General features: G+C 67.7%; 9 protein-coding genes. 7 read left to right on the top strand and 2 right to left on the bottom strand.

The features are described from left to right. From LzC2_RS18640 to LzC2_RS18630, 3 genes are all read left to right on the top strand, one after another. Positions 1–630 (top strand): Uma2 family endonuclease (locus LzC2_RS18640; protein ID WP_206678793.1); only part of this gene is annotated, 630 nt, incomplete at its 5' end. A 138-nt stretch (positions 631–768) separates the two neighbouring features. Continuing rightward, positions 769–1,584: a 3'-5' exonuclease gene (locus tag LzC2_RS18635; RefSeq protein WP_315854748.1), complete on the top strand. Its 816-nt coding sequence runs from the start codon at positions 769–771 to the stop codon at positions 1,582–1,584. Between the two features lie 44 nt (positions 1,585–1,628). Beyond that, positions 1,629–2,159, top strand: coding sequence for a hypothetical protein (locus LzC2_RS18630; RefSeq protein WP_171189539.1), 531 nt, complete (start codon positions 1,629–1,631; stop codon positions 2,157–2,159). Positions 2,160–2,230: 71 nt separating this feature from the next. Here LzC2_RS18630 and LzC2_RS21690 read toward each other — a convergent pair whose 3' ends face one another. After that, positions 2,231–2,908, bottom strand: coding sequence for a glycine zipper domain-containing protein (locus tag LzC2_RS21690; RefSeq protein WP_185168680.1), 678 nt, complete (start codon positions 2,906–2,908; stop codon positions 2,231–2,233). Positions 2,909–3,071: 163 nt separating this feature from the next. On the opposite strand from LzC2_RS21690, the gene LzC2_RS18620 reads away from it, so the two are divergent. Then, entirely contained in the window at positions 3,072–3,947 is an 876-nt protein-coding gene (locus LzC2_RS18620; RefSeq protein ID WP_171189538.1) for a hypothetical protein, read from the top strand. A gap of 40 nt (positions 3,948–3,987) precedes the next feature. Beyond that, the gene (locus LzC2_RS18615) at positions 3,988–4,593 is read left to right on the top strand and encodes a DUF6882 domain-containing protein (protein WP_171189537.1); all 606 of its coding nucleotides are present in this window, start codon (positions 3,988–3,990) and stop codon (positions 4,591–4,593) included. A 15-nt stretch (positions 4,594–4,608) separates the two neighbouring features. On the opposite strand, the gene LzC2_RS18610 is transcribed toward LzC2_RS18615, so the two are convergent. After that, entirely contained in the window at positions 4,609–6,060 is a 1,452-nt protein-coding gene (locus LzC2_RS18610; protein WP_171189536.1) for a sigma 54-interacting transcriptional regulator, read from the bottom strand. A gap of 103 nt (positions 6,061–6,163) precedes the next feature. On the opposite strand from LzC2_RS18610, the gene LzC2_RS18605 reads away from it, so the two are divergent. Beyond that, entirely contained in the window at positions 6,164–6,883 is a 720-nt protein-coding gene (locus tag LzC2_RS18605) for a hypothetical protein (protein ID WP_171189535.1), read from the top strand. 75 nt (positions 6,884–6,958) lie between these two features. Further along, positions 6,959–8,641: a serine/threonine-protein kinase gene (locus tag LzC2_RS18600; protein WP_171189534.1), complete on the top strand. Its 1,683-nt coding sequence runs from the start codon at positions 6,959–6,961 to the stop codon at positions 8,639–8,641. Positions 8,642–8,777: the final 136 nt, after the last annotated feature.

Here is an 8,777-nt window from a genome sequence, read left to right as displayed (position 1 = left end):
CCGCCCGCCCCGTTGCCCGTCGCCCCCGACGCGGCTCCCGCGTCGCCGCAACCCGCTGCCCGGCCGGACATGCCGCAGCCGGACGTGCGACTGACGGAAGCGGAGTACCTCCACAACGAACGCGCCGAAACCGACGGACTGCGGACCGAATACACTCAAGGCAAGCTGCTTCCGATGGCCGGCGAAAGCGAACTTCACATCGATCTGGCGAAGGCGATCGAACGGGCGTTGGACGACCTCATCGCCGGTCGCCCGTTCAAGACGTTCCGTTCGAACATGCGGTTGCGAGTCGGCGGCGGGCGATATCGCTACCCCGACGTCATGCTGACGCCCCGCCCCGCCGAGATGCTGGACGGCGAGCACGACACCGTCACGAACCCGCTGGTCCTGGTCGAAATCCTGTCCCCGACCACCGCCGTCGTCGATCGCGGGGCCAAGCTGGATGAATATCGCACGATCCCGTCCCTCACCGATTATCTGATCGTCTCGCAGGACGAACCGAGCGTGGATCATTACACCCGGCTGTCCGAGACGGAATGGAAGCTGGTCACCTACGCCGGCGCCGAGGCGACCGTGCCGGTGACGGACGTGGGCGAATTAACGCTCGGCCCGCTGTACCCCGCGGGATAAAGCGCGACGCCGAGGCGTACCAACCCGACGCGTCAGCGAGGGACGTTCGCGCCGCGAGCGCGGGCGACGCCCGCTGCCCCTCGCTGACGCTTCGGGTTACTTTGAACGACCATATCTCCATCCCATCCTCCTCCGCCCGTGCCTGAACCCGTCTCCCATCTGGTGTTCGACGTGGAAGCCGTCGGCGACGGGGATCTCGTCAGTCGGGTGCATTATCCCCATGCGGATCTCGCCCCCGCCGACGCCCTGGAACGCTATCGCAAGGAATTATTAGAGAAGAAAGGCAGCGACGTGCTGCCGGTGACCTTCGTGCGGCCCTGCGCCGTCGCGGTGGCGAAGGTCGGACCGGACGGCTCGCTGCTGGGGCTGTCCAGTCTGGACGCCCCGCGATTCGATCCGTCCGCGATGGTCAAGCAGTTCTGGGACGGCTGGAAGTACTATCGCCAGCCGACGCTGGTGACCTTCAACGGCCGCGGCTACGACCTGCCGGTGATGGAACTCAACGCCTACCGCGACGGGCTGAGCCTGCCCGAATGGTTCAAGGACACCGGCCCCAGCTATCAACAGCCCCGCAACCGCTATAACGGCGGGGCGCACCTCGATTTAATGGAGGTTCTCAGCAACTACGGCGCGGCCCGATTGTCCGGCGGGTTGAACCTGCTGGCGAACCTGCTGGGCAAGCCGGGGAAGACCTGGATGGACGGATCGAAGGTGCAGGGCGTGCACGACGCCGGCGGCGACGACGAAATTAATCGCTACTGCCGCTGCGACGTGTTGGACACCTATTTCGTGTTCTTAAGAACCCGCGTGCTGACCGGCCGCCTGACGCTGGAACAGGAGCAGGACCGCGTCGCCGCCGCGAAAGCCTGGCTGGAGGAACGCCGCGACGAGGACGAAGCCTGCGGATTCTACCTCGACCATTGGGGCGACTGGCAACCGCCGGAGAACGATTAACCCTTCGCCGTGCCGCCCGCCTCACCCCGCACGCCAACCGCCCGATGAACGACGACGAACTTCAGGAACTGGTGGACGCGGTCGTCGCCAGACGCTCGTTGAACGGCCTCAAGCCCCATCAGCTTGTCGATTCGATCCACCGGAAGCGGCTCCCGGCGGACCGCCTGTCGACGATCGAACCGCTGCTGCACATCGAGAGCGGCGTGACGTATAAATATGCGATCGACGTGGTCGGCAAGATGAAGGGCGCCTCCGTCGAAGCCTCCGACGCCGTCGAGGCCGCGTGGGAGCGGTCTTGGAAGCACGACGTTCCCCAGGCGAATGCCGAAGCGTTCCGGGCGTTGCTGCGGATCGGCGACAACGAAGACCGGCTCCTCCGCATGATCGAACGAGCGATGGCGGTGGACAATTACGGCATCCACAAGGATTGCGTCGAGACGTTGCTCAAGATGGAACGCGGCGGCCCCGTGCTGGCGAACTGGAGCGACACCCTGGCCGGCCGATGCGATTGCCATCTTCACCGCCAGCTCGCGGAGAAGATTCGACGGCGCCTTGAAGATTCGACGGCGCCGTGAACGAGGAGAACGCGTCTCCGGGGTGAACCGCCCCGAACGTCTCCAGGCTTTTCACCGAATGCGATCCCGCTTCAGTCGAAGTGCAGACCCACGCTCAGGCCGGGTTCGACGTGGTGATGGCGGATGCGGCGGCGGGGGTAGTAGCGGGGGCCGCAGAACGGGTCCGGGTCGCAGTGCGACCAGCCGCCGAAGTGGGGGCCGTGGTGGATTTCCTGCACGATTACGCGATCACGCGACGGCGCGATCGGCGCCTGCACGGCGGGCGGCGTGGCGGTTTGCAGGGCGGTCACGACCCGAGGGTCCACGCCGTTCTGCTGCAGGGTGATGAGGTCCGCGGCGCCCAGCGGTCCGCACCCGCCCCGCTGGCGGACGTGGGTGGCGATGACCTCCGGATCGACGCCGTTGAGCGTCAGTTGGATGACTTCCTCGATCCCGACCCGGTTCGCGTGGGCCGCGGCGACCTGCTGTTCGTAGGTCGCCTGTCGGACGGCGTTGGCCTCGGCGCGGTCGTTCGCTTCGCCGATCGCCGAACCAACGATCGCCCCGCCCAGCCCGCCGATGATGGCTCCGCCCAGCGGGTTATCGCCGGCCTCGCCGACCGCCGCGCCCAGCCCGGCGCCCACCAGCGAGCCGGCCAACGCCCCGTTTTCTTGGCGACTCGACGCGCAGCCGACGGAGGACGCCAACAACGCCGCCCCGCACACCAGCGGGGCGAAGCGACGGACAGCGGGAGCGATTCGAGACGGCACGGCGCAGAACCCGGGCGGGGGGGATCGACGGGACCATCGGTCGGATCGGCCGCGGGAGTCCAGAGCGGTTCCCGCCGGCGACGCCTTAGTCGGGAACGATCCGCGGGGGTCGAGCGTCTGACAGAATGCCCGCCCGCACTTCCCCGCTCCGCCCGGACGTCTGATGAACGCCCTCCTGATCGCCGCGTCGCTGCTCCTCGGCGCCGACCCGCCCGCCGACGGCTTCTATCGGCTGTCCTCCGACGCCGACGCTCCCGCCGCGAAGATAGTCGACGGTCGTGCTCTGCCCCTCGGCAAGCAGCGCGAGTTCGCCGTGCAAAGCGTCCAATTGATCTCCCAAAATAACGAGAACGACCGCTTCTGGCTCTCGGTCACGGTCCCGTTCGACGCGGATCTCGAACCGAACGCCGTCGTACTGATCGTGGACGGACAGGCGTTTCCGCAGACGGGGTCGGGATCGAACCAGCAGGAGACCTCCAGCCTGCATTTCTTCATCCCGGGCGAGAAGCGGGCGGAGCGGGTCGCGACCTTTCTGAATACGCCCGTCCTCCGCTGCAAGCACCCGGGTCACAGGCTGCTCGTGACATATACGCCCGCCGAGGAATCCTTCGCCGTCGGCGCCAAGGAAATCCCCGTGACGCTGCGGATCGAGAACGTCGGCGACGCCCCGTTCGCCTTTCAACAGGGCGGCCGGAACCGGGCCGCGCGGGACAATCAATATACGTTCGCCGCGTACCGCTACGGCACGCCGGTCGCGGACGTCGGCACGACCCAGCACCACGGCGGCATGTCCGTGCTGCGGACGATCCAGCCGGGCGAAGCGTTCGAGGACGTGATCGACCTGCGAAAATGGTTCGCCTTCGACGAGCCCGGCCACTACGACATCCACGGGGCGTATTACCTGTCGTTTCACGACCCGGACGACGAAGGGTATTTCGTCCAGTGGGAAGACCACGCTTCCGCGGAGTTCACGGTGCGGGTCGAGGCGGCGGAGGGCGGCGAAAAGCCGGTCGAAGCCGTCGAGCCATCGGCTCCCTGATCGGTCGCCAAGCGACGGCGGGCGTCGATAGGCTGGCTCGATGCCACGGTCTCCGCTCTCCGCCGCCTTCTCTCTGCTGCTCGTCGCGACGCTCGGGTGCGCACCCGACCCCGCTGCTCCCGAGCCGACGGAGCCTTCAGAGACGGCCCCGATTCCGTCCGCCGACGCACAGCCGGCGACCGATTTTGAGCAACTGGTCGCCGCGAGCGTTGAAGAACTGGAGACGAAGACCGAGCTGAACAAAGCGTGGGGACTGGGAACGTTCGACCGCTGGGACCTCGATCAGCAGACGGGGGAGATCGTGTTCTCCAACGCCGATGGAACGACCGCGAGGGCGTCGGCTCAGATCATCGGTTCGTTCAGCGCGAACGACAGCTCCTGGCTGTGGGCTTGGGATAACCCATCGATCGCCGACGCCCTCAAAGCAGACGCGCGTACGGTCAAAGCGTACGGCGAGGAGCACGGCATCGACCGCCTGACGACCCGAAAGTGGACCGGCACGGAAGAGGGGGCCTGGGAGATGGCCGCCGTCGCCGCAAAGCTGTGCGGCGCGACGGGCGTCTACCGCGGTCCGGCCGGCCGGTCGTCTGTCTTTATCACGTTTGGCGAGGTCGACGTGCGGAACTCGGGCAGCGACGAAGAATAACGGGCCGTTGCGCCCTCACCCGCCGTAGCTCGCGACGGCGCCGGTGCGGGCGCGGTTCAGGCGGTTGTGGACGTGCAGGCCTTCGAGGATGAACTCGGCCACGCAGGCGAGCAGTTGCTCGTGGTAGTCGCCGCCGGCGAGGTCCGGTTCGAGTTCGCCGGCGATGATCTCGACGTCCTCTTTGAAGTTCGGAACGGCATCCAGCAGTTCTAAATATTCCTTCGTGGTCACGCCCTCGCCGACGCGAATCGTCTGGCCGCTCTCGACGTACTCCACCACGCTGCGGAACTTCTTCGGCTTGAGATACTGATCGAAGACGTTCTTGACCGCCTCGTCCGTCATCCGGTCCAGCAGGTCGTCCTCCTCGCCGGGTTCCTCGGTCATGCTCATCTCCACCTTCCCGCGACCGCCGGCGGCGGCGTGGGCGAGGTCGCTGGGGCGGGCGACGACGTGGCTTTGCCCCTGCGTGACGCCGCGGCGCTCCGCGTTGCTCAATAGGTTTTCATAGTTCGAAACGCTCATCCGCACGCTCACGCCGGAGGATTGATTGACGTGCGGACTGGTGCGGGCCAGCCGACTCGTCTCCTCGACGACCTCCTTCATAAACCGCGGCACGGCGACGTCGATTTCCGCGTCGTCATGAGCGGCGCCGCGGTCCGTCCAGGCGTTCTCCTCCGTGATCCGCATGCCCAACTCGCGGGTGGTCGGATAATGCGTCCGCACGACGCTGCCGATGCGGTCCTTCAGCGGCGTGACGATTCGGCCGCGGTTCGTATAGTCCTCCGGGTTGGCGCTGAACACGCACATCAAGTCCAGCGGCAAACGCACGTTGAACCCGCGGATCTGCACGTCGCGCTCTTCGAGCACGTTGAACAGGCCGACCTGAATCTTCGGCGCTAGGTCCGGCAATTCGTTCATGCAGAAAATGCCGCGGTGACTGCGGGGGATCAGCCCGAAGTGCATGGCGTCCTCGCTGCTCAGCAGGGCGCCGCCGGCGTGTTTGATGAGGTCGACCTCGCCGATGAGGTCCGCGATCGTCACGTCCGGGGTGGCGAGCTTCTCGTTATAACGAGCCTCGCGGCCGATCCAGACGATCGGCGTGTCGTCGCCTTTCTCCGCGATCAGATCGCGGGAGTATTTGGACAGCGGCGCCAGCGGATCGTCATGGATCTCGCTGCCGGCCACCGCGGGGATCGCGTCGTCCAGCAGGGCGGTCAGCATCCGCAGCATGCGGGTCTTCCCCTGCCCGCGGAGGCCCAACAGCAGCACGTCGTGCTTGCTGAGGACGGCGTTGTACAACTGGGGGAAGACGGAGTCCTCGTAGCCCAGAATGCCGGGGAAGACCTCCTCCCCGCTTTTGAGTTTGCGGAGCAGGTTCCGCCGCAACTCGGCTTTTACCGGGACCGACTGATAGCCGGAGGCCTTGAGATCGCCGAGGGTGGCGGGGCGGTCGGCAGAAGCGGTCATGCGGTTCGGGGCGAACGTGCGGGGACGGATCGAGCGGGATTCTAGGGGCGGAGCCGGCGGCGGACAGGGCGTGCGGGGCGACGGACCGGTATCGTGGCCCCCCATGCCGCCCGCCGTCCCTGCGCCCTCCTCGCCGCCCGACCTGCCTGCCGGGTTGGCTTACCTCGCCGGGGCGATCGGCCGGGCCGGAACGGAGTTGGCGGCCGGAACCGACGCCGAGGACATCGACCCGCGGCCGTTGGAACGGGCGTTGAAGAAACGGCTGGCGGGGGTCGGCGACCCGAGCGCGGCGGTCGCCGGCGACCTCGCCGCCTTGGAGACGTGGCTGCGGTCGTTCGACTCCGACGACCACCCCGGCTGGTGGGCGGCGGGGGCGTTGCGAGGCTTGGCGCTGTACGGCTTCGATCCCGACGCGCTCGGCGAAGACCCCGACCCGGGGCCGCAGCCGTCCGTGTTCGTCGACGCTCCGGTGGGCTGGACGGCGGAAGACGCGATTTGCACACGGGTTCTCACGAAGGGCAAGCGGGGCGCCGTTCAGGCCCTCTTCATCGCTTCGCAACCTGGGTTCGGCGACCTGCTGCGGACGCAGTGGCGGGCCGGCGGGCTGACCGCGGAGCCGGTCGAATTCGGGCTGGTCTCGGGCGAGCGGCTGATCTCCGAACTGCCGGGGCCGGTCTCGCACAAGCGGGTGCAATACGAACTCGATGCACCGGGCGGGTCGGTCTACGTCAATATCGCTCGCACCACCGGCAAGCCGTTCGACGAAGCGGAGGTCGAGGCCGTGCTGCACACGCTGCGGATCATTCCGCCGCGCGAAGCGTGATCCGGCTCGGTATCCTGTCGAGTCCGCACTGCACGGGGGGCTGACGCCCCGCCGCTCGCCTTGGAGCTGCTTTCGATGTCCGATCCCGCCCCGTCCCTGCCGCCCGACCTGCCGTCCGCGTCCGCGTCCGATCCGTCGCAGACGCAATACCGCCCGTCCGGCAGCGGGAAAAAGGCGCCGCCGCCGCGGGAGAAAATCGTCGATCGGCCGCCGCCGGAGCACGTCGGGGAGTTTCACGTCCTCCGCAAGCTGGGCCGCGGGGGGATGGCGGAAGTCTACCTCGCCCAGCAGGACAGTCTGAACCGCCAGGTCGCCCTCAAGGTGCTGCGGCCGGACCGCCTAGACGAGGACGACCCGACGCTCATCCGTCGATTCGAGCAGGAGGCGCTGGCGGCCGCGGCGCTCAACCATCCGAACATCGTCCAGGTCCATTCTGTCGGCCGGGTGGACGGCGCCGGACCGAACGGCAGGCCGCTGCATTATATCGCTCAGGAGTACGTCCCCGGGCCGACGCTCCGCGACTATCTCAAGCGGAAAGGCCCGCCGGGGGCGAAGATCGCGCTGCGGTTGCTGCGGGAGATCGCCGCCGCGCTGGCCGCCGCGGCGGACGCCGGCATCGTGCACCGGGACATCAAACCGGAGAACATTCTGCTGACGAAAAAGGGACACGCGAAGGTGGCGGACTTCGGCCTCGCCCGGCTCGCGGACAAAGGCGAGGGCAGCGTGACCCTCACCCAGGAAGGCATGACGCTGGGCACGCCGTTGTATATGTCGCCGGAGCAGGTCCGCGGGGACAAGCTGGACGCCCGCAGCGACCTCTATAGCCTGGGCGTGACGGCGTATCATTTATTGGCCGGCGGACCGCCGTTCCGGGGCGAGAACCCGATGGCGATCGCGATGAAGCACCTCTCCGCGACGCCGCGTCCGCTGTCGGAACTGCGGCCGGATCTCCCGCCGGCGCTGTGCGAGATCGTGCACAAATTAATGGCCCGCTTGCCGGACGGGCGTTATACCGGCGCCAAGGCGCTGGGGGACGATCTTGCGGCGTTGGAGGCGGCGCTGGAGGCGAACCCCACGGGAGCGCAGAAGCTGCGGCTCGCCAAGCTGACCGCCGTCCCCGCGAACTCCGCCAAGCCGTTCGGGATCGATCAGTTCTTTCAATGGAGCCTGCGGCGGCATCTCTCGTTTCTGGTTCCGCTTTGCCTGCTGGTCGGGCTGATCGGGGCGGGGATCGGCTGGGCGCAGCGCCCCGAAGATCCGTTCCTCACGCCGCCGCCCAAACCCCTGGGGCTGAAGCTGGCGGACGCCGACCGTCAGTACGCCGCCGCGCTGTTGGAGAACTCCGAAAGCGGTTGGCTGGCGCTGCTGGAGTATCACGGCAGCGCCCCGGCGATGGCGACCGCCGCCCGCGACGGGCTGGCGAAGTGGTATCTGGATCACGACCGCCCCGGCGACGCCCGGCGTCAGGCGGAGAAGCTGACGGCGCTGGCCTCCGTGAATTTCTCCGGGCAACAGCAGCTGCGCTATAAAGCGAATGCGGAGGGCGTGCGGGCGCTGGCCGATCTGCGGGAGGGAAACGAAGCGGAGTTCCGCCGCCGCATCGCCGCCTTCACCTCCGGCGCCCAGCGGGACGCGCTCGATCCGGGCCTCGGGCTGCGACTGCTCGAAGCGATCCGGGCCCACGGCGGTCTGTTCGACGACGACGTCCGCGGCCGCTGGGAACCGCTCGATGAGTCCGGCGGGCAACCCGATTCCTGACAACCGGCTCGATCGAGGCTCCCGGTTCGTTCACGGGATGGGTTCCGTGACGCAGCGGGGGAACTTGGCCGGTCGTGGGGGGCGGAAACCCGCCAGTGAGGGTCGCGGGGGCGAATGCCGATGGAGAACAATGTCG

It is taken from the genome of Alienimonas chondri, assembly GCF_013036045.1.
GTDB lineage: Bacteria > Planctomycetota > Planctomycetia > Planctomycetales > Planctomycetaceae > Alienimonas > Alienimonas chondri.
Note: the sequence above shows the minus strand (reverse complement) of the source record. Positions and strands in the feature narration are given on the sequence as shown.

Excerpts from the sequence above, each read along its gene's own strand:
- LzC2_RS18615 (WP_171189537.1), top strand. The coding sequence starts at position 3,988 with ATGCCACGGTCTCCGCTCTCCGCCGCCTTCTCTCTGCTGCTCGTCGCG.
- LzC2_RS18605 (WP_171189535.1), top strand. The coding sequence starts at position 6,164 with ATGCCGCCCGCCGTCCCTGCGCCCTCCTCGCCGCCCGACCTGCCTGCC.
- LzC2_RS18610 (WP_171189536.1), bottom strand. The coding sequence starts at position 6,060 with ATGACCGCTTCTGCCGACCGCCCCGCCACCCTCGGCGATCTCAAGGCC.
- LzC2_RS18620 (WP_171189538.1), top strand. The coding sequence starts at position 3,072 with ATGAACGCCCTCCTGATCGCCGCGTCGCTGCTCCTCGGCGCCGACCCG.
- LzC2_RS18630 (WP_171189539.1), top strand. The coding sequence starts at position 1,629 with ATGAACGACGACGAACTTCAGGAACTGGTGGACGCGGTCGTCGCCAGA.
- LzC2_RS18600 (WP_171189534.1), top strand. The coding sequence starts at position 6,959 with ATGTCCGATCCCGCCCCGTCCCTGCCGCCCGACCTGCCGTCCGCGTCC.